This is a genomic window from Brevundimonas sp. ALps5 (assembly GCF_058681645.1).
In genome coordinates this window covers 2,980,620-2,998,636 of the sequence record NZ_CM178744.1, presented here as the reverse complement: position 1 = coordinate 2,998,636, position 18,017 = coordinate 2,980,620, and the positions used below count along the sequence as shown (strand labels likewise).

The following is an 18,017-nucleotide window of genomic DNA, read 5'->3' as shown; positions in this document are numbered from 1 at the left end:
CTTCCGCCCGTCTCCTTTGGACGCTAATCCGCCTGTCATGACCCTGCCCTCCCTCGCCGACGCCCTGATCCTGACGCCCGGCCCGGAGGGGCTGATGGGCGCGGTCGACGGCGAGTTCTCCAACGGCCCCATCGCCATGCCGCCTGAGAAGGGCTTTCCGTTCGGCGGCCTGCTGGCGGCCCTGTGCGCCAACGCCCTGCGTCAGGGGCTGGAGCTGACCGCCCCCTTACGCAGCCTGTCGATCCAGTATCTGGCGGCGCCCGCCTACGACGCCCCCATCGTCTTCACGCCCCGGCTGATGCGCGGCGGACGCAGCGCGGCCTTCGCCGGGCTGGACGTGCGTCAGGGCGAGCGCCTCACCCACCACGCCCAGGCCACCTATGGTCAGGACGACCGCAATGCCCCGGTCACGCCGGGTCCGATCCTTCCCCCGCCGCTGCTCGACAGCATCAGCCCCGAACGGACCTTGCACGGCCCCCTGGCGCCGCGCTTCTCCCGGTATGTCGATTATCGCCTCGATACCGGCCCCAGCCTGCTGCAGGGCTTGCCGGGCGACAAGGCGGGCGAACGGCTGTGGATGCGCACCAATGACGGCGCCCCGCTGGACGAGGCGCGCCTCTGCTATCTGATGGACGCCCTCTATCCCCCGGCCTGGACAGCGATCACCAAACCGCTGGCCATGGCGACGGTCGATCTGCGCTACGACTTCATCGCCGACCTGACGCCCGAGACCGCGCCCGACGGCTGGGCCTTCTTCGAATTCACCCTGGTCGACCTCGGCGGCGGCTGGACCGTGGACGACCTGATCGTGCGCAGCGGCGACGGTCGTATCCTCGCCCTGGGTCGTCAGAGGCGCAAACTGGCGCCGGTTCGACCGCCCCGTCCGTCAGCAGACACCTGAAGACAAAGTCTTGACCCCGCGGCGCTTTGGCGGTGCCCGACGCAGCAGCGCTTGAACCCGACCGCCAGACCGACGATCTAGGCCCCAACTCTTCTCCGCAAGGACATCCCCCGTGACCGCTTCAAACGATCCTGTCGTCATCGTCTCCTTCGCCCGCACGCCGATGGGCGGCTTCCAGGGCGCCTTTGCGGGCGTGAAGTCGACCGAACTGGGCGCCACCGCCGTCAAGGCTGCGGTGGAGCGCGCCGGCGTCGCCCCGGACAAGATCGACCAGATCTATATGGGCTGCGTCCTGCCCGCCGGCCTCGGCCAAGCCCCGGCGCGTCAGGCGGCGCTCGGCGCTGGCCTGCCGAAATCGGTCGAGGCCACCACCCTGAACAAGATGTGCGGCTCGGGCCTGCAGGCCGTGATGATGGCCAGTGACAGCCTCGCCGCTGGTTCCGCCGACATCATCGTCGCGGGCGGGATGGAATCCATGACCGGCGCCCCCTTCCTGATGAACAAGCACCGCGCCGGGGCCCGCATCGGCCACGACGTCATCGTCGACTCGATGATGATGGACGGGCTGGAGGACGCCTATTCGCCCGGCAAGCCGATGGGTTCGTTCGCCGAGGACAGCGCCCAGACCTATCAGTTCACCCGCGAGGCCCAGGACGCCTATGCGGTCGAGAGCCTGAACCGCGCCGTCGCCGCCATCGCGAGCGGAGCCTTCAAGGCCGAGATCACCCCGGTCGAGGTCGCGGGCCGCAAGGGAACCGTCACCGTCTCGGAGGACGAACAGCCCGGCAAGGCCATGCCGGAGAAGATCCCGGGCCTGAAGCCGGCCTTTGCGAAGGACGGCACCATCACCGCCGCCTCCTCGGCCTCGATCTCGGACGGCGCCGCCGCCCTCGTCATGACCCGCGAGAGCGTGGCCAAGGCCATGGGCCTGCCGATCGTCGCCCGGGTGGTCAGCCATTCGGCCCACGCCCACGAGCCGGGCCTGTTCACCACCGCCCCCGTGCCCGCCATCCAGAAGGCGCTCAAGAAGGCCGGATGGTCGGTCGAGGACGTCGATCTGTGGGAGGTCAACGAGGCCTTCGCCGTCGTCCCCATGATCGCCATGCAGGAGCTGGGCATCGACCACGCCAGGCTGAACGTGAACGGCGGCGCGACGGCCCTGGGTCACCCCATCGGCGCCTCGGGCGCCCGCGTCCTGGCCACCCTGCTGGGCGCGCTTCAGGCCCGGGGCGGGACGAAGGGCGTGGCGTCCCTGTGCATCGGCGGCGGCGAGGCCGTGGCCATGGCCGTCGAGCTGGCCTGATCTTTCGGCGGCAGGCTGGCCCCGCAGCCTGCCGTCCGGTCCGCCTCCATGAGACGACTGAGGGCGTGGGGTCCGGTGGCCAGCACGATCATCACGGCGACTCTGCGACTGCGAATAGTTCTCAAGATTGCGCGCGAGCGATCCCTGTGGCAAGCCCCTTTTCGGCGGCTTTTTCGGAACGGAACGAGAACATGCGCGAAGACGGCAAGCTGGACTATCTGGAATTCCCCGCGACCGACGTCCCGGCGGTGAAGACCTTCTATGGCGCCGCTTTCGGCTGGCGCTTCCAGGACTATGGCCCCGAATATGCGGCCTTCAGCGAGGGTCTGGACGGCGGCTTCAACGGCCATGAGGGCGACGCGAGCCCGCAGCCCCTGCCCGTGCTCTACGCCCACGATCTGGAGGCCATGCAGGCCAAGGTCGAGGCGGCGGGCGGCGTCATTATCAAGCCGATCTACGCCTTCCCCGGCGGGCGGCGCTTCCACTTCCGCGATCCGGCGGGAAGCGAACTTGCGGTCTGGTCGGAAGGTCTGCCCTCGTCGGAAGACTAGCCCCTATTTGGCGTCGACGGATTGGGCGATGCGTTCGGCCAGGAGCTCGTCGGCGCCTTCGAGGCTGGAGACCCAGACGTGAATTTCCTTCGGGGCCCTGGCGCGCTGGAACAGGTGCTCCATGGCGTGCCTCTGGCCGTTCTCGGTGACCACGATCGAGGCGCGCCCCCCGGCCTGGACCATCTGCCCGTCATAGATGGGGAACTGCGACGAGGGTCCGACATAGACCATGGCGAATTCCTCGTCGCCACGCCGGATCGAATAGACGTTGAAGTCCGGCCCGGGCCGCCCCGTGGTGATGCGGAAGCCCTGCGGTAGTTCGACGGTGAACGGCAGGGCCGCCACGGCCTGAGCGCCCAGGGTGGTCGTCACCGGCGGCTGAGGCGCGGGCTCGACCGGAGCCGGCGTGGGCGCCGGCGCGGCTGAGACCGGAGGTTGGGGCTGGGGCTGGCTGCCCGGCAGCACCGGCGGCGCATAGATCCGCCCACCGGCCCCCGGCGTCGGCCCGGGCGTCGGCATTGGGGCCGTCGGCCGTGGCGTTACGGCGGGCGCCGTGGTCGCGGGGGCTCTCGTCGCGGGAGCCCTGGTCGCGGGAGCTGTCGTCACAGGGGCCGTCGTCGTGGGGGCCGCCCGGGTCGGAGCGGGCGGCGTGCGTGTTGGCGCAGGCTGGGGCGTCGTCGTGCGCGGAGCCGGAGCCGTGGTGGCAGGCGTCCGGCTGGGCGCGGGCGTCGCGGTTGGCGGCGTCGTGCGCGGCGCGGCCGGAGCCGGAACGGTCGCCGGGGCGGTGGAACGGGGCGCCGCTGTCGTCGGGGCCGCAGGGCGCGGGACAGGCGCCGTCGTGGCAGGCGCGCTCCTCGTCGGCGCCGTGGTCGCGGGCGCCGGCGTCGGGGACCGGACGGGCGCTGTGGTCGCCGGAGCCGGATTCGGAACCGTCGCGGGCGGCGGCGTCAGATAGTCGGACCGCGCCGGAGCGCCGCCGTTCAGACTGCGGGTCAGGTCGCTGCCCGGCCGCTGACCAGGAGGCGTCTGGGTCGTGGAGGGCGTCGCCGTCTGGCCTGTCGCGCGCACCGGCGCGGAATTCAGGCTGGAGGTCGTCTGGGTCCCGCTGCTCTGGGCCAGGGCGGGCGCCGTCATCAGGGCCGGGACGGCGCAGGCCAGCAGCAGGGATACGCTAAGGGTACGGGCGGCGATTTTCATGGGCCGGACCATCGCCTCTCGGCGGACGGACGGCAAGACCGCAAACCGGTCAGGCGACCTGGGGCGACGACCTCAGGCGGCCGGCAGCTCGATCCAGAAGGTCGCGCCTTCGCCGGGAACGGACTCCACCCCGATGGCGCCGCCCTGCAGCTCGATCAGCCGCTTGGCCAGAGCCAGGCCGATGCCGTGTCCCTCGACCGTGGATCGCTCCAGGCCCAGACGATTGAACGGCTCGAACAGCTGGGTCTGCTTCTCGGGCGTCAGGCCCGGACCGCGGTCAGTGACCTCGATCCTGACGCCTTCGAACACACGAGCCACGCGGAAGGTCACGACCCCGCCCGAGCCGCCGTACTTGACCGCATTGGTGGCCAGATTGTCGATGACCTGGCTGAGCCGCTGGGAGTCGGCCAGGGCGACCAGACCCTCGCCGTCGCGCACGACCTCCAGCCTCAGGCTCAGGGCCTCGGGCCGCAGCGCGGTGGCGCGACGGATGTCCTCGACCAGCCCCAGAACGTCGGTGGGGCGCAGCTCGACCTTCACCGCGCCGGATTCCGCGCGGGCCACGTCGAGCAGGTCATGGGCCAACGCCTCGACCTGACGCGCGGTCTTGACCAGCATCTCGGCCATTTCCTTCTGGGTCGCGTTGACCGGGCCCAGTTGGCCGCTGGACCACAGTTCGCCGATGCCGATGACGCCGCCGACAGGGCTCTTGATCTCATGGGCGACGTTGGCCAGCAGGCGCGACTTGGCCTCCGACGCCAGTTCAGCCCGCTTCTGGCCCGCCTTGGCCTTGGCCGACAGACCATCCAGCTCGGTCAGCAGGGCCGCCGCCAGCATGAAGGGCAGGACCACGGAAATCATCATCAGCTGGGCGTTCAGGATCTGCATCGCCGACACGGTCGCCACGGCGCCGGGATGGCCGTGCAGCATGGCCATGAACATCAGGATGCAGGAGCCGAGGATGGCGATCGTCACCCCGGCCATGCGCAGCCTGGCCGCGATGACCACCATCAGCATGTTCAGGAAGAAGGCGACGAAGGTCACCCCGTGGAAATAGCGCGCATAGGCCACGGCGAAGAGCAGACCCAGCAGGACCGTCCACTCCAGCATCCTCAAGGGCTGCTTCACGATGGCGAAGGATTGCCGGTTGATCGACAGGATCAGCGGCACGACCAGCATCATCGCCAGCGCATGGCCGAACCACCAGACCTGGAAACTCTGGAGCAAGGGCGCGCCGCGCATCACCGAGAACACCACCGCGCCCGCGGCGGCGCCGATCAGGGGCGCGGCGATGGCGACCACGGCGACCAGCCGCAAGGTCGACCTGACCGTCTGCAGCGAGATGTCCGGCGCGAACCGGCGCACCAGGGTCACGCCCGCCACCATTTCGAACAGGTTCACCACCGTCAGCATCACGGTATTGGCCAGGGTGTGACCCGCCAGGATTTCGCCGCTGGCGATGGCGATGGCCATCAGCCCGCCGAAACAGACGTCGAACGACGCCCCGCGTCCCGTTCTCAGCCAGACCGCGACCGCGACGGCATTGGCCAGCCACATCACGACGATGCCGTCGGAAGAGCGGCCGAACTGAACCGAGAAGACAGTCAGCAACAGCACCGAACAGACCGTCGCCAACGGGGCCAGGGGCTGGCTGAACAGGCGCGCGGCGTCGGTCGGCACGGCCGCGCTCGGGAGGGGGGCCGTGACGGGGGTCGCTGAGGAGCGAACAGGGGTCGTGGCGTGACCTCCAGACCGGGTTTCCAGCACGGGGCTGAGCGACATAGGCGACGACTCGAGGATACTGCGATGCGTCAGCTAAGCCCTTGCTCCCTAATATCCCGTGAAGTTAACGCGGCGGAATGGGCGGCCCAGCGGGAAATGTCAGACGCCGGACAGTTCCGCATTGAAGGCCGCGACCGCCGCAGCCGGCCCCTTCGGATGGTTCCAGACGCCCGCGCTGACCGCGATGAAGTCCGCACCGGCGTCGGCCACCGCGCGGGCCGTCTCGACGGTGATCCCGCCGATGGCGACGCAGGGGACCTCCACCGTCTCCTGCCAGATGGTCAGGACGTCCAGCTCGGGCCGGTGGGTCGTTTCCTTGGTGCCGGTTGGGAAGAAGGCCCCGAAGGCGACGTAGTCGGCGCCGGCCTCGGCCGCCTCCATGGCCAGGTCGCGGCTGTCGTGGCAGGTGGCGCCGATCATGGCGTTGGGGCCCATCAGCCGCCGCGCCGAGGCGACCGAGGCGTCCTCCTGCCCCACATGAACCCCGTCGCAGTGCAACGCCGCCGCCAGATCGGGCCGGTCGTTCAGGATCAGGGCGACATCATACTTACGCGCGATCGGCCCCAGCCGCTCGACGGCGGCGCGGATCTGGTCCTCGCTCGCGGGCTTCAACCGGATCTGCAGGGCGGCGACGTCGCCGGCGCCGAGCGCGGCCTCCAGATCGGCGGCGAAGGCCTCCAGATCCGGGATCGTGGACGGAGTGATCAGATACAGACGGGTCGCCGGACGGTCGGGGATTTGGGGAGCACGAGCCATGGCCCCGCCCTGCCCCCTTAAGCCCCCTCCCGTCAACGGCCCCGTCGATAGTCGCGCGTTGCGAACGCGCATGCGAACCACTTGCAGCCGCGTTTATATGTGTTACAGAGAACCATTCTCAGTTCGGGTTGGGTTCGCCTCTCTTGTACGTCTGTAACTGTAACGGCCTGCGCCAGCGCGACGTCGCCCTCGCCATCGAGGCCGGCGCGACCCGTCCGCGTGAAATCTTCGCCCGCAACCAGTGCCAGGCGCAGTGCGCCAAATGCGTCTGCGAGATGCGCCAGATGATCGACGACAGCCGCGAAGCATTCGCACTCGCAGCCGAGTAGTCGCGGCCAAAAATCACTCGCAATATCAATGCGCGTGATAAATACTCTCAAATAAACAACAGCCGATTTCCTGTGCTAAACGCCGTTTGAACAGACGGCGGATGAGTCTGGACGCGCCCCGGCGTCCCGTCCGCGAGACGAGCAAGGACCATGGCCATGAAGGGCGATCCCGCGATCATCCGCACCCTCAATGCGGTGCTGACCAACGAACTCACGTCGGTGAACCAGTACTTCCTGCACGCCCGCATGTTCGAGAGCTGGGGCCTGGCCCATCTCGGCCATGTGATCTACGAGGAATCGATCGGCGAGATGAAGCATGCCGACATGCTCATCAAACGCATCCTCTTCCTCGACGGCCTGCCCAATCTGCAGGATCTGCACAAGCTGAAGGTCGGCGAGCATCCGATCGAATGCCTGGGCGCGGATCTCGCGCTTGAATACGCCGGCCGCGCCACCACCGCCCCGGCCGTGGCCCAGTGCGAGGCCGCCGGCGACTTCGTCAGCCGCGACCTGCTGATGCGTATCCTCAGCGACACCGAGGAGCACATCGACTTCCTCGAGAACCAGCACAAGCTGATCGAGCTGATGGGCGCCCAGAACTATCTGCAGTCGGCGATGAAGGAGATCGTCACCGACGGGGCCGCGACGGGCAACTAGAGCACCTCGCGCCGGGACAGGTGGGTGATCGCGAGCAGCAGCACGACGGTCCCCGCCCCTGCCCCCAGCGTCAGGGCCGTAGCCGCGCGCCACGGCTCGCCGGCCAGCATGTTCACCGGCATCTGCCAGGGGAAGAAGACCCCCTGCTTCGCCGCCGTGGCCACCACCGAGAAGAAGGTCCCGCCGATCCCGAGCGCCAAAGCCGGGACGAAGCTGGCGAACCTCAGCGCGGTCCACAGCTGGATCGCGATCATCAGGATCGCCGCCAGCAATACCTTGCCCATCAGGATCACCTGCGCGGTCACATCCAGCGCGCCCGTCGGCATGATCTCCGGCTTGACCGTCGCCGCGCCGTAAATCGCGCCCAGCGTCAGGGCCAGGTTCAGCAGACTCATGGCCGCGACCACCGCCATCACGCAGATCGCCTTGGCGGCATAGAGCTTCCAGCGCGCCACCGGCAGGGCCCGCAGATGATCCCAGGCGCGCGGCCCGTGCTCCATATGGGCGACCAGGGCGGTCAGGGCCGTCACGCTCATCGGCAGCATGAAGAAGGCCCAGATGCCGGTCGAGGACTGGGTCCACATCTCCCACGGCTGAGGCTTGCCGCCCCTCAGCAGGTTGAAGAACAGGAAGACGGCGATCAGGCTCGGGGCGGCGACGGCCAGCAGGGCGGCCAGCGACCGGTTCAGCTTGCGCGCTTCGACGGTGAGGACGGCGATCATCGGACGGTCTCCGGTTGGGGCTGGGCGGACGGCTGGGAGACGTCGCGATAGATGCCCTCCAGAGAGCGGGCGCGCGGCCCGATGGCGAAGACGGACAGGCCGGCCTGGATCAGGGCGCGGTTGAGCTCGGCGGACCTGCGGTCGGCGTCGTCACCGGAGCGCAGCCGGGCGGTCAGGCCGTCATCGCTGGCGATCACTGTCAGGTCCCAGCCGCGCAGGACCTCGGCCGCGCGGACGGGATCGTCGGTCCGCACCGCGATCTCTGGCGCCAGATCGGATTTCAGCCGCGACAGCTCCCCCTCCAGCACCAGTCGCCCCTCGTTGACGATGCCGATGTGGGTGGCGGTCTGTTCGATCTCGCCCAGCAGGTGGCTGGACAACAGGACCGTCGCCCCCGTTCGTTCCGGCAGGGCCTTCAGGAAACGGCGCATGTCGGCGATGCCGTCGGGGTCCAGGCCGTTGGTCGGCTCGTCCAGCACCAGCACCGGCGGCGCGCCCAGCATGGCCCGGGCCAGGCCCAGCCTCTGGCGCATGCCGAGCGAATAGTCGGACACCCGCCGCGCGGCGTTGTCGCGCATCTCGACCACCTCCAGCACCCGGTCGACCTCGCTCGCGGGCACGCCCAGCAGGGTGCGGGTCAGGTCCAGGTTCTCCCGCCCTGTCAGATTGACGTAGAAGCCGTGCGCCTCCAGCAGGGCTCCAACCCGCCGGGCCGCGCCCATCCGGTCGCGCGCCACATCGACCCCGTCGACGAAGGCCGAGCCCGCGCTCGGCCGGATCAGGCCCAGCAGCATCTTCAGCGTCGTCGTCTTGCCCGCCCCGTTGCGGCCGAGGAAGCCGTAGACCGCCCGCTCCGGCACGGTCATCGACACCCGGTCGACGGCGGTCCGCGCCCCGAAGCGGCGCGTCAGATCGCGTGTTTCGATCGCCATGGCCATGCTGTCCGCCCTCGCAGTCATTTAACTCTGAGATAAAGTTGCGGACAGCGCGTCTTTAAGTCAAGATTAAAGACAAGACAGGATTCGACCGGACCTCCGCCGCCATGAGCAAGACCGATATCGCCCGCTTCCGCCGCCTGTGCGGCCAGTTCCGCTGGCTGGCCGTCTTCATGGTGGTCAGCGTCGGCGCCGTGCTGGCCCTGCTGCACGTCATCTCGCCGTGGGTTCTCGGCGCGCGGGGAGTCATTCCGGACTACGGCCGCGTCATCCTCGAACAGCTGATCCGGGCCTCTCCGTCCGTCTGCTATCTGTTCGGCGTCTGGTCGATCGGTCAGGCCATGGGCGAGTTGCAGAAGGGCCGGCTGATCCAGCCGACCCTGGCCCGCGCCCTTCGCCGCGTCGGCCTGGCGATGGGCGTCGGCGGGGTGCTGCAGGTCTTCGTGATCACCAACCTGCTGCGGATGATCGGCGAGATCCGCGGCGGCTATCTGTACTGGGACGTCGCATCCATGAGCCTGGGCATGATCGGCGGGGCCCTGTTCCTGCTGGGCCGGGTCGTGGATCAGGCCGACCATGTCCAGGCCGAACTGGACGAGATGATCTGATGCCCGTCCGCGTGACCCTCGACGCCCTGATCGTGAAGAAGGGCCTCAAGGCCCGCGACCTCGCCGCCGAGGTCGGCCTGTCCGAGACCCAGCTGTCCCTGTTCCGTTCGGGCAAGGTGAAGGGCATCCGCTTCCGCACTTTGGCGAAGCTCTGCGCCGCGCTGGACTGCCGCCCCGGCGACCTGCTGGACTATGCGTTCGATCCGGAAGACCTTCGTCATACTGACGAGGAATAGGCCGATGAAGAGCAGGCGGAACTGATCCGGGTCCCGCTCATTGCTCAGGCGGGCTACCGGGAGACGACGGGCATGAGCGCGATAGACGAACTGATCGACGATGTGCAGGACCAGGCGACGGACCTGCTCAACTCCGAGGGCCGTAGCGGCGCCCATGTCGCGACCGGCATCGTCCTGACCGTCGGCTTCGCCCTTCTGGCCACCGCGCTGGCCTCCAATACGCTGAAGCCCAAACGCACCGAACGCCATTTGCTCGACCGGGCCGCCCCGGTGATGGAAAAGCCCCGCGGCGCCTTTAGCCTGATCCTGCCGGCCGTCTTCTCGGCGACGACCCTGTCGGCGGTGCGGGTCTGGAACGCCCCGGCCAGCCGCGAGCGGTCCCTGGCCATGGGTCTGTGGTTCGCGGCCCAGACGATCAACGCCGTCTGGCTGGGCCTGCGCCCGGCCTCGATGCGCAGCCAGATCGCCGCCGCCATGTCCTCGGCCGGCCTGGCCGCCGCCTTCGCCTTCGAGGCCCGCAAGCTGGACGAGGGCGCGGGCAAGATGGCCGCCCCCATGGGATCCGGCACCCGGGTCGCCAACTTCATCCAGCGCAAGGCCCGCCACACCGCCGACGGACGCACACTGCACTAGGGCCCACGCTTCACTGACCCTCCGTCAGCCCCGGGTTGCCCTTTCGACCGGCTTCCTCTAGGGATCGCGCCCTCTTTCGCGCGCCCGTCACGGGACCGGCTGCGCCCCTCAGACAGTGAATCTCATGGCGAAGATCAACGGCAACACCATCAAGCCCGGCATGGTGCTCCAGCACAACGGCGGCCTGTGGGTCGTCACCAAGGCCAGCCACGTCAAGCCCGGCAAAGGCGGCGCCTTCGCCAACGTCGAGGCCAAGAACCTCGAGACCGGCAACAAGCTGAACGAACGCTTCCGTTCGGAAGACAAGGTCGAGCGCGTCACGCTGGAGCAAAAGGACTTTTCCTACCTGTACGAACAGGGCGACGCCCTGGTCTTCATGGACGACGCCACCTACGAGCAGATCGAACTGCAGAAGGACTGGGTCGGCGAGGATTCGATCCCCTATCTGCAGGACGGCATGAAGGTCGTCATCGAGATGCACGAAGACCGTCCGATCGGTCTGTCGCTGCCCGATCAGGTCACCCTGACCGTCGCCGAGACCGAGCCGACCGTGAAGGGCCAGACGGCCTCGTCGTCCTACAAGCCCGCCATCGCCGACAACGGCGTGCGCATCATGATCCCGCCCTATATGTCGGCCGGCGAACGCATCGTCGTCGACACCTCGACCGGCGAATACGTCCGCCGCGCCGAATAGGCCTGACGGACCGAACTATCGAAGGCGCAGTCCTGCGCCTTTGCACATGAACTTCTCCGTCTGTCCGGGCATTTCAGCCTTCTGAAGGACAGACGGACCAGGAGATTCCGACCATGGCCCTCGCCTCCGCCCTCGTTTCCGTCATGACCGACGCGGTCCGCAAGACCGCCCGTCCGATGCTGCGCGACTTCGGTGAAGTCGGTCACCTGCAGGTCTCGCGCAAGGGTCCCGGCGACTTCGTCACCCAGGCCGACATCAAGGCCGAGGACACCCTGTTCGAGCTGCTGATGAAGGCCCGCCCCGGCTACAGCTTCCTCGGCGAGGAGCGCGGCCTGATTGAGGGCACCGACAAGTCGCACCGCTGGATCGTCGACCCGATCGACGGCACGACCAACTTCATGCACGCCATCCCCCACTTCGCGATCACCGTGGGGCTGGAGCGCTTCGCCCCGGACGGCTCGTCCGAGATCGTCGCCGGCGTCACCTACAACCCCGTCATGAACGAGCTGTTCTGGGCCGAAAAGGGCAAGGGCTGCTATCTGAACGACCAGCGTATCCGCGTCGCCGGCCGCCGCGACCTGTCGGAAAGCCTGATCTCGACCGGCCTGCCCTTCATCGGGAAATCGGGCCACGCCCAGTCGATCAAGGACATCCACGCCATCGGCCAGCGCACCGCCGGCATCCGCCGTCTGGGCTCCGCCGCACTGGACTTCGCCTGGGTCGCCTGCGGCCGCTACGATGCCTTCTTCGAGCGTAACCTGAAGCCCTGGGACGTGGCGGCGGGCATCCTGTTCGTCACCGAAGCCGGCGGCATCGTCACCACCATCGAACAGGATGGCGATCCCAAGACCGGTTCGTCGGTTCTGGCCGCCAACACCGAACTGCACCCGCAGCTGCGCAAGGTGCTTCAGGCCGCCTGATTTCGGCGCGACAGGTTCACCAACCTGTCGCGCCCCTGCCCTACCCATGGGCCATGATCCGCGCCATCCTGACCGCCGCCCTTCTCCTGCTGACGGGAGCGCCCGCACTGGCCCAGTCTCCGGCACAGAACCATCCCGTCGTCATCGCCCACCGCGGCGCCTCGGGGCTGCGGCCCGAGCACACCCGCGCGGCCTATGAGCTGGCCATCGAACAGGGCGCCGACTTCATCGAGCCCGATCTCGTGATGTCGAAGGACGGCGCCTTCGTCGTCCGGCACGAGAACGAGATCGGCGGCACGACCGACGTCGCGGCCCATCCCGAGTTCGCCGACCGCAAGACGACGAAGGTCATCGACGGCGTCTCGACCACCGGCTGGTTCACCGAGGACTTCACCCTGGCCGAACTGCGGACGCTGCGCGCCCGTGAACGCCTGCCCGCCTTCCGTCCCGCCAACACCGCCTTCGACGGCCAGGACGGCATCCTGACCTTCGACGAGGTGGTCGCCATTGCCCGCGAGGCCACGGCCCGCACCGGCCGGACGATCTCCGTGGCGCCCGAACTCAAGCACCCCTCCTACTTCGCCGGCATCGGCCTGCCGATGGAGGACGGCTTCGTCGCCATGCTGGAACGACTGGATCTGACCGGCGCCGAGGCCCCGATCCTGATCCAGTGCTTCGAGGTCGGCCCACTGGAGCGGCTGTCGGGCCGCATCCGCTCGCCCCTTCTGCAGCTGATGAGCGGCGCCGGCGGCCCCATCGACCGGCCCGGACTGACCTATGCCGCCATGGCGACGCCCGAAGGGCTGAAGGCGATCCGCGCCTATGCCGGGGCTATCGGGGTCGAGACGGCGATGATCGTGCCGCGCGGCCCGGACGGCGTCTCCCTGCCCGCGACCTCGCTGATCCCGGACGCCCATGTGGCGGGGCTGAAGGTGGTTTCCTGGACCTTCCGCGCCGAAAACGCCTTCCTGCCGACCGAGCTGCGCCGGGGCGACGCCATGGCCGACCATGGCGATCTGACGGGGCAGCTCAGGCAGTTCCGCGATCTGGGCGTCGACGCGGTCTTCTCGGACTTCCCCGGGATCGCGGTTGAGGCGTTCAGGCCCTAACCGAGCGTCGAAATCGCCTCGATCACCTCATCCACCACCGCCTCTTCCGTCTGCCACGAGCAGACGAAGCGGACCGAGCCGTCGTCGAAGCGGTAGCAGGCCCAGCCCAGCGCGTTGAGGCGAGCGTGGGCCTCCTCCGGCATGCGAACGAAGACGGCGTTGGCCTCGACCGGGTGGGCCAGGACGAAGGGCGAGCGGGCCTCGATGCCGTCGGCCAGCCGCTGGGCCATCAGATTGGCGTGGGCGGCGCCGTCCTCCCAGGCGTTCGATTCCAGCAGGCCGAGGAAGGGCGCGGCGAGGAAGCGGCCCTTGGACGCCGTCTGCCCGGCCTGCTTCAGCCGGTTGTCCAGACGCCTTGCCAGCGACTTGTCGAACAGGACGATGGCCTCGGTCCCGTTGGCGCCGGCCTTGGCCCCGCCGAAGACGAGGATGTCGACGCCGAGGCGTGGGATCTGGGTCAGGTCGAAGCCCGCCGCCGCCGCATTGGCCAGCCGGGCCCCGTCCAGATGCACTCCATAGCCCATCGCCTTCACCGGCTCGATCAGGTGGCGCAGTTCTTCCTCGGTATAGACCGTGCCGTATTCGGTGGACTGGGTCAGCGACAGGGCGGCCGCGGGCTGGCGATGGCCGACCACCGGCTCGGACAGGGCGGCCTCCAGCGCGCGCTTGTCGATCTTGCCCGACATCCCCGGCAAGCCGATGAGGCCGACGCCCTGACCGAAGAAGCCCGGCGCGCCCGTCTCGTCGGTGCAGACGTGGGCCGCCTGATGGGCCAGCACCGCCTCGAACGGGAAGGCCAGCATCGACAGGGCGATGGCGTTGGCCGCCGTGCCCGAGAAGACGAAGCGGATCTCGGCGTCGGCGTCCAGCCTCTGGCGGATCTGGTCGGCGGCGCGCGCCGTCGTCTCGTCAGCCCCATAGGCCTTCGCAAAGCCCGAGTTGGCCTCGATCACGGCCTGAAGCGCCGCCGGGGCCATGCCGGCGGTGTTGTCGGATCCGAAGTCGTAACGCATGCCCGCCCTAGCCTTCACTCTGGTCTGCGCCGCGGTTGTCCGCTGACGTCTCGTACGTGGGTTTGCCGGGCTTACGCCTCCGCGCCGCGGCTGTCTCGTCATACTCGGGCGCGCCCTCTTCAGGCGCATAGGGGACGGCGACCTGATGCGGGAACGGGATCTCGATCCCGGCCTCGTCCAGGGCCTCCTTGGCGGCCTGAAGCACATCGGCCTTGGCCTGCCAGTAGTCGCCCGACAGCGTCCAGGCCTGCAGCGTCACCTCGACCGAACTGTCCAGCAGATTGGTGACCCCCGCCCAGGGCGCGGGATCGGGCAGTACCTTTTCATGCGCCGCCGCCGCCGCGACCAGAACGTCGCGCGCCTGGCTGAGGTTGGCGCCGTAGCCGACGCCGATCTTCAGCTCCATCCGCCGCGTCCGCTGGCCGGACAGGTTCAGGATGGTGCCGTCAAAGACCTTGGAGTTGGGCACCACGATCTTGACGTTGTTGGCGTCGATCAGCTGGGTCGTGAACAGGTCCAGCCGCTGCACCTTGCCGATATTGCCGTTGATGTTGATGAGGTCGCCGACGCGATAGGGCCGCAGCACCAGAAGCATGACGCCCGCCGCCACGTTCGACAGCGTGCCCTGCAGCGCCAGACCGACGGCCAGGGAGGCTGCGCCGAGGACGGCGATGATCGAGGTGGTCTGCACGCCCAGCCGCTGCAGCACGGCGATGACGCCGATCAGCAGGACCAGCACCCGCACCACCTGCACGGCGAAGCTGAGCACCGTCGGATCGTGGCGGAAGCCCCTTACCCGGCCCAGAGCCCGCCGCGTCCCCGACGCCGCCCAGCGCGAGGCGAACAGGGTGACGATCAGGATGATGATGGCGATCGTGGCGCTGACGGCGAAGTCGCCCGCCATGTCGGTCAACTTGGCCACCATGGCGGCGTCCATGGCGACGACCTTCTGTCCGGCGGCGACGGCGTGATCGAGAGGATTGACGAGAGAGGCGCTCATTGAGCCGGGTCTAACGCCTCGGCTTCGATTTGGAACCCTCGAAGGTGTTTCATTTCGACGGTCGGTGACGGGCCCTCAGATATCCATACGGTCGACCAGGGGCCGGGCCTTGAGGGCGAGGATGGCCCGGTTCAGGGCGTCGAACACCGGCCCCGCCTCCTTCTCCATCCCGGCATAGGCGCGTTCGAAGGCCTGGGTGAGGCCTTCGAACAGAGCCAGTTGTTCGCGCCCCTTGTCGGTGATCTCGATCAGGACGGCGCGCTGGTCCTCAGGGTTGGGCCGGCGTGTGACGAGGCCCAGAGCCACCAGCTTCGGCATCTTCTGCTGAATGAGCTGGTGCGACCGGTTCAGGGCGCGCACCAGATCGGAGACAGAGACCGGCCCCAGCGACGCGACAGCGCCCAGCAGGGAGGCGGACTTGACCGGGATGACGAGGCCGGCGCGCCTGAACACCTCGGCCGACTGCTGCTCGATCAGGTCGCTCAACTGTTCGCTGAGCAGGCCCAGAAAGGTGCGGTTCAACCCGGTCATTCGTCCAACAGCTCCTCAATCCAGACGGCGGTAGGCAATCGCCTCGCCAGACTTGAACACGCGCTCCAGGCCGCTCACCCGGCCGTTCTCGCGCACCAGTCGGAACCGGTAGTCATCCGTCCCCTCGACCGCAAACCAATCCTTGCCGATCGGATCGAGCTCAAGCACGAAATGCCCGCGCCAGCGGTAGGACAGACCCGTCGGCGTTCGGACCAGGGTCCGCCCCTCGTAGGCGCCGACCGCCTCATCCAGATCCGCCGGGGTGGTGGTCTCCCCCGAGAGCGCGAACGCGATCGGGACCAAGGCCCACTTCGCGTCGGCGTCGCCCGCCTCCGCCCGGCTCTGCAGCAGGAATTTCTGCGCAGTCAGCAGGGCGTCAGAAGCCGGCACGGCGATGTCCGGCGCAACGCCGACGCCCTCGAAATCCTTGCCGTCGACCGGGTCCCGGATCTGGCCGATCGGGACCTGCAGCATGAAGCGGTCGTCGATCGGCACGCTGTTGACCGGATGCGCGCCGCCCGCAGTTCGCTCGCCGATCACGGTCGCTCGACCGAGCTTCTGCAACGAGAACGCCATCCATTCCGCCGCGGAAAACGAGGTCGATCCCGTCAGGACCACGACGGGAACATCTCCAAGCCTTTGGCCCGGCACGGCGGCGAGGCTCCACTGGCTTCGCTCAACCCGAACTCCATCCTTGTTGTAGAAATAGTCGAAGAATTTCTGTTCCTTGCCGGCAGCGTAGAGGTAGCTCATCAGCAGCTGCGCCATCTCCAGAACGCCGCCGTTGTTGTAGCGTAGGTCGATGATGATCCCCTTGGCGCCCTCGGTGAACCGCATGGCCCCGACAGCCGTCTCCTGGGCGTACTGCGGGTCGGCGAAGAAGTCGAAGCGGATATAGGCCAGGCCGCCGTCGAGCCGTCGCGCATCCCGATAGCCGAAATTGGCCGCCCGCTCGCTGTCGCGCTGCTCCTCTGTCGTTTCCTCGCCGTTCGCCTTCGCCCGCTGTTGGGCCGCGACGGCGTCAGGATCGAAGGCCACGGCGAAATGCAGATCGTTGCTTGCCTTGACCAGCCCCTGGGCGAGACTGGCGGCGAAAGGCGCGCTCTCGACAGGTCCGGATCCAAGGCGTCTGCCGAGCTCGGCGGAAATGGCGGGGATACGGTCGGGAAAGACGTAGTTCTGCTTCAACGCCTCTTCGAGATGAGAAACGACCTCGCGCTGCGCCGGAAGATCGAGGGTCTGCGCGAACACCGAGGCCGGCGCCACCGCGAGGATGGCGGACAGCAGTAGGGAAACACGTGACGACATTGAAAACCCAATCATGAAATATATTGCGCAATATATTTCATAAAGAACGGTCGTCAATCGATGGATTGGAGACAATGCCCGTCGCGACAGGGATCAGGCGCGAAAATCAGGCCGGTTCAGGCATTGAGGCGCCCATTCGCGCCTCGCCACCGCCGATCGATTGTCCGGGTGACGCCGCACAGCTGAAGGAAGGCCACCGCCACGCCGGCGCCGCTTTCGGCCCGCACCAGCAGGGGCAAGACGATCCAGTCCGCGGGAAACCGCATGATCAGGACGTCTTCGCTCGCCCTGAGATGCGGGCAGTATTTCATCGAACGATCGACGCAGCGGCGATGCAGAGGCGCGATCGAACCGGCGTCTATCAGCACCTGATCGTCGTCGATGTCCGAACTGATGTTCCCGCCTCTGGCCCGAAGTTCGCCGGCGGTCCTTCGCTTCGCGATCTGGGTCCAGCGATCCAGCTCCCGCGTACGTTCGCCGCACATGGGGCAACGCATTTCCACGACGGAGAGGCGCTGGCGGACGAGGTGGTTCTTCGAATACTGCGGCTTGCCCACGCCGGGCGCATGGTCCTGAAACAGGGCGAGACGTCCGCCGACCGTCGCGCAAGGGGCGGCGCCGTCGATCGCCTCCCCGGTCCAGCTGGTGACCCAGGGGACGTCGACGCCGACCTCAAGCGTCGAAAGTTTCAGCATCGCATTCGCCCCTGGTTTCATACGCGAGAGGACGCTTTGGCCAGGGCTGCGTCAACCCGTCGCAGGCGCGGATCGGGAGGTCGATGATCGGGATTGCCACTGACCTGCCTGCCCCGGTGCGCCTCGAACGGGAATGC

The 18,017-nt window shown here is 68.1% G+C and carries 22 protein-coding genes; 12 read left to right on the top strand and 10 right to left on the bottom strand.

Annotated elements, in window-relative coordinates:
* The first annotated feature begins 37 nt into the window (after positions 1-37).
* The 3 genes from ACW172_RS14250 to ACW172_RS14240 all read left to right on the top strand — a co-directional run bounded on the left by ACW172_RS14250 (position 38) and on the right by ACW172_RS14240 (position 2,755).
* The gene (locus ACW172_RS14250) at positions 38-901 is read left to right on the top strand and encodes an acyl-CoA thioesterase (RefSeq protein WP_492032095.1); all 864 of its coding nucleotides are present in this window, start codon (positions 38-40) and stop codon (positions 899-901) included.
* Between the two features lie 163 nt (positions 902-1,064).
* Complete coding sequence (locus ACW172_RS14245) at positions 1,065-2,204, top strand: thiolase family protein (protein WP_492034986.1); 1,140 nt, start codon at positions 1,065-1,067, stop codon at positions 2,202-2,204.
* A 191-nt stretch (positions 2,205-2,395) separates the two neighbouring features.
* The gene (locus tag ACW172_RS14240) at positions 2,396-2,755 is read left to right on the top strand and encodes a VOC family protein (protein ID WP_492032094.1); all 360 of its coding nucleotides are present in this window, start codon (positions 2,396-2,398) and stop codon (positions 2,753-2,755) included.
* 3 nt (positions 2,756-2,758) lie between these two features.
* On the opposite strand, the gene ACW172_RS14235 is transcribed toward ACW172_RS14240, so the two are convergent.
* Entirely contained in the window at positions 2,759-3,274 is a 516-nt protein-coding gene (locus ACW172_RS14235) for a hypothetical protein (protein ID WP_492032093.1), read from the bottom strand.
* A gap of 130 nt (positions 3,275-3,404) precedes the next feature.
* Here ACW172_RS14235 and ACW172_RS14230 point away from each other — a divergent pair, with 130 nt between their 5' ends.
* Entirely contained in the window at positions 3,405-3,710 is a 306-nt protein-coding gene (locus ACW172_RS14230) for a hypothetical protein (protein ID WP_492032092.1), read from the top strand.
* 314 nt (positions 3,711-4,024) lie between these two features.
* Here ACW172_RS14230 and ACW172_RS14225 read toward each other — a convergent pair whose 3' ends face one another.
* Positions 4,025-5,632 (bottom strand): sensor histidine kinase, encoded by a 1,608-nt coding sequence (locus tag ACW172_RS14225; protein WP_492032091.1) that lies wholly within the window; start codon positions 5,630-5,632, stop codon positions 4,025-4,027.
* Positions 5,633-5,833: 201 nt separating this feature from the next.
* Entirely contained in the window at positions 5,834-6,490 is a 657-nt protein-coding gene (thiE, locus tag ACW172_RS14220) for a thiamine phosphate synthase (RefSeq protein WP_492032090.1), read from the bottom strand.
* A 143-nt stretch (positions 6,491-6,633) separates the two neighbouring features.
* Here thiE and ACW172_RS14215 point away from each other — a divergent pair, with 143 nt between their 5' ends.
* Positions 6,634-6,819: a (2Fe-2S)-binding protein gene (locus ACW172_RS14215; protein WP_492032089.1), complete on the top strand. Its 186-nt coding sequence runs from the start codon at positions 6,634-6,636 to the stop codon at positions 6,817-6,819.
* A 156-nt stretch (positions 6,820-6,975) separates the two neighbouring features.
* A complete protein-coding gene (gene bfr / locus ACW172_RS14210; protein WP_492032088.1) occupies positions 6,976-7,476 on the top strand; it encodes a bacterioferritin in 501 nt (166 codons plus the stop codon).
* Here the strand turns inward: bfr and ACW172_RS14205 are convergent.
* Together ACW172_RS14205 and ACW172_RS14200 are read right to left on the bottom strand one after the other, a co-directional pair.
* Positions 7,473-8,198, bottom strand: a complete 726-nt coding sequence (locus ACW172_RS14205) for an ABC transporter permease (protein ID WP_492032087.1) — start codon at positions 8,196-8,198, stop codon at positions 7,473-7,475. The two genes, bfr and ACW172_RS14205, sit on opposite strands and share 4 nt — an antisense overlap.
* On the bottom strand, positions 8,195-9,130 hold the full coding sequence (locus tag ACW172_RS14200; RefSeq protein ID WP_492032086.1) for an ABC transporter ATP-binding protein: 936 nt from the start codon (positions 9,128-9,130) through the stop codon (positions 8,195-8,197). Before ACW172_RS14200 ends, ACW172_RS14205 begins: the two co-directional genes overlap by 4 nt.
* 110 nt (positions 9,131-9,240) lie before the next feature.
* On the opposite strand from ACW172_RS14200, the gene ACW172_RS14195 reads away from it, so the two are divergent.
* From ACW172_RS14195 to ACW172_RS14170, 6 genes are all read left to right on the top strand, one after another.
* Positions 9,241-9,741: a DUF2975 domain-containing protein gene (locus ACW172_RS14195; protein WP_492032085.1), complete on the top strand. Its 501-nt coding sequence runs from the start codon at positions 9,241-9,243 to the stop codon at positions 9,739-9,741.
* Positions 9,741-9,977 (top strand): helix-turn-helix domain-containing protein, encoded by a 237-nt coding sequence (locus ACW172_RS14190; protein ID WP_492032084.1) that lies wholly within the window; start codon positions 9,741-9,743, stop codon positions 9,975-9,977. Before ACW172_RS14195 ends, ACW172_RS14190 begins: the two co-directional genes overlap by 1 nt.
* Before the next feature lie 72 nt (positions 9,978-10,049).
* Positions 10,050-10,610 (top strand): tryptophan-rich sensory protein, encoded by a 561-nt coding sequence (locus ACW172_RS14185; RefSeq protein WP_492032083.1) that lies wholly within the window; start codon positions 10,050-10,052, stop codon positions 10,608-10,610.
* A gap of 124 nt (positions 10,611-10,734) precedes the next feature.
* On the top strand, positions 10,735-11,304 hold the full coding sequence (gene efp / locus ACW172_RS14180) for an elongation factor P (protein WP_492032082.1): 570 nt from the start codon (positions 10,735-10,737) through the stop codon (positions 11,302-11,304).
* A gap of 113 nt (positions 11,305-11,417) precedes the next feature.
* Positions 11,418-12,224, top strand: coding sequence for an inositol monophosphatase family protein (locus ACW172_RS14175; RefSeq protein ID WP_492032081.1), 807 nt, complete (start codon positions 11,418-11,420; stop codon positions 12,222-12,224).
* A gap of 53 nt (positions 12,225-12,277) precedes the next feature.
* Positions 12,278-13,333 (top strand): glycerophosphodiester phosphodiesterase, encoded by a 1,056-nt coding sequence (locus tag ACW172_RS14170; protein WP_492032080.1) that lies wholly within the window; start codon positions 12,278-12,280, stop codon positions 13,331-13,333.
* On the opposite strand, the gene ACW172_RS14165 is transcribed toward ACW172_RS14170, so the two are convergent.
* From ACW172_RS14165 to ACW172_RS14145, 5 genes are all read right to left on the bottom strand, one after another.
* A complete protein-coding gene (locus tag ACW172_RS14165; RefSeq protein ID WP_492032079.1) occupies positions 13,330-14,346 on the bottom strand; it encodes a threonine aldolase family protein in 1,017 nt (338 codons plus the stop codon). The two genes, ACW172_RS14170 and ACW172_RS14165, sit on opposite strands and share 4 nt — an antisense overlap.
* Positions 14,347-14,353: 7 nt before the next feature.
* Entirely contained in the window at positions 14,354-15,346 is a 993-nt protein-coding gene (locus ACW172_RS14160; RefSeq protein ID WP_492032078.1) for a mechanosensitive ion channel family protein, read from the bottom strand.
* A gap of 75 nt (positions 15,347-15,421) precedes the next feature.
* Positions 15,422-15,877, bottom strand: a complete 456-nt coding sequence (locus ACW172_RS14155) for a MarR family winged helix-turn-helix transcriptional regulator (RefSeq protein WP_492032077.1) — start codon at positions 15,875-15,877, stop codon at positions 15,422-15,424.
* Positions 15,878-15,892: 15 nt separating this feature from the next.
* Entirely contained in the window at positions 15,893-17,242 is a 1,350-nt protein-coding gene (locus ACW172_RS14150; protein WP_492032076.1) for a S41 family peptidase, read from the bottom strand.
* A 59-nt stretch (positions 17,243-17,301) separates the two neighbouring features.
* Positions 17,302-17,880 (bottom strand): hypothetical protein, encoded by a 579-nt coding sequence (locus ACW172_RS14145; protein WP_492032075.1) that lies wholly within the window; start codon positions 17,878-17,880, stop codon positions 17,302-17,304.
* Positions 17,881-18,017 lie beyond the last annotated feature (137 nt).

Bases quoted from the DNA above. Each gene is read 5' to 3' on its own strand.
- ACW172_RS14250 (WP_492032095.1), top strand. From the start codon at position 38: ATGACCCTGCCCTCCCTCGCCGACGCCCTGATCCTGACGCCCGGCCCG.
- ACW172_RS14245 (WP_492034986.1), top strand. From the start codon at position 1,065: ATGGGCGGCTTCCAGGGCGCCTTTGCGGGCGTGAAGTCGACCGAACTG.
- ACW172_RS14240 (WP_492032094.1), top strand. From the start codon at position 2,396: ATGCGCGAAGACGGCAAGCTGGACTATCTGGAATTCCCCGCGACCGAC.
- ACW172_RS14235 (WP_492032093.1), bottom strand. From the start codon at position 3,274: ATGCCGACGCCCGGGCCGACGCCGGGGGCCGGTGGGCGGATCTATGCG.
- thiE (WP_492032090.1), bottom strand. From the start codon at position 6,490: ATGGCTCGTGCTCCCCAAATCCCCGACCGTCCGGCGACCCGTCTGTAT.
- bfr (WP_492032088.1), top strand. From the start codon at position 6,976: ATGAAGGGCGATCCCGCGATCATCCGCACCCTCAATGCGGTGCTGACC.
- ACW172_RS14205 (WP_492032087.1), bottom strand. From the start codon at position 8,198: ATGATCGCCGTCCTCACCGTCGAAGCGCGCAAGCTGAACCGGTCGCTG.
- ACW172_RS14200 (WP_492032086.1), bottom strand. From the start codon at position 9,130: ATGGCGATCGAAACACGCGATCTGACGCGCCGCTTCGGGGCGCGGACC.
- ACW172_RS14195 (WP_492032085.1), top strand. From the start codon at position 9,241: ATGAGCAAGACCGATATCGCCCGCTTCCGCCGCCTGTGCGGCCAGTTC.
- ACW172_RS14190 (WP_492032084.1), top strand. From the start codon at position 9,741: ATGCCCGTCCGCGTGACCCTCGACGCCCTGATCGTGAAGAAGGGCCTC.
- ACW172_RS14185 (WP_492032083.1), top strand. From the start codon at position 10,050: ATGAGCGCGATAGACGAACTGATCGACGATGTGCAGGACCAGGCGACG.
- efp (WP_492032082.1), top strand. From the start codon at position 10,735: ATGGCGAAGATCAACGGCAACACCATCAAGCCCGGCATGGTGCTCCAG.
- ACW172_RS14175 (WP_492032081.1), top strand. From the start codon at position 11,418: ATGGCCCTCGCCTCCGCCCTCGTTTCCGTCATGACCGACGCGGTCCGC.
- ACW172_RS14170 (WP_492032080.1), top strand. From the start codon at position 12,278: ATGATCCGCGCCATCCTGACCGCCGCCCTTCTCCTGCTGACGGGAGCG.
- ACW172_RS14165 (WP_492032079.1), bottom strand. From the start codon at position 14,346: ATGCGTTACGACTTCGGATCCGACAACACCGCCGGCATGGCCCCGGCG.
- ACW172_RS14160 (WP_492032078.1), bottom strand. From the start codon at position 15,346: ATGAGCGCCTCTCTCGTCAATCCTCTCGATCACGCCGTCGCCGCCGGA.
- ACW172_RS14155 (WP_492032077.1), bottom strand. From the start codon at position 15,877: ATGACCGGGTTGAACCGCACCTTTCTGGGCCTGCTCAGCGAACAGTTG.
- ACW172_RS14145 (WP_492032075.1), bottom strand. From the start codon at position 17,880: ATGCTGAAACTTTCGACGCTTGAGGTCGGCGTCGACGTCCCCTGGGTC.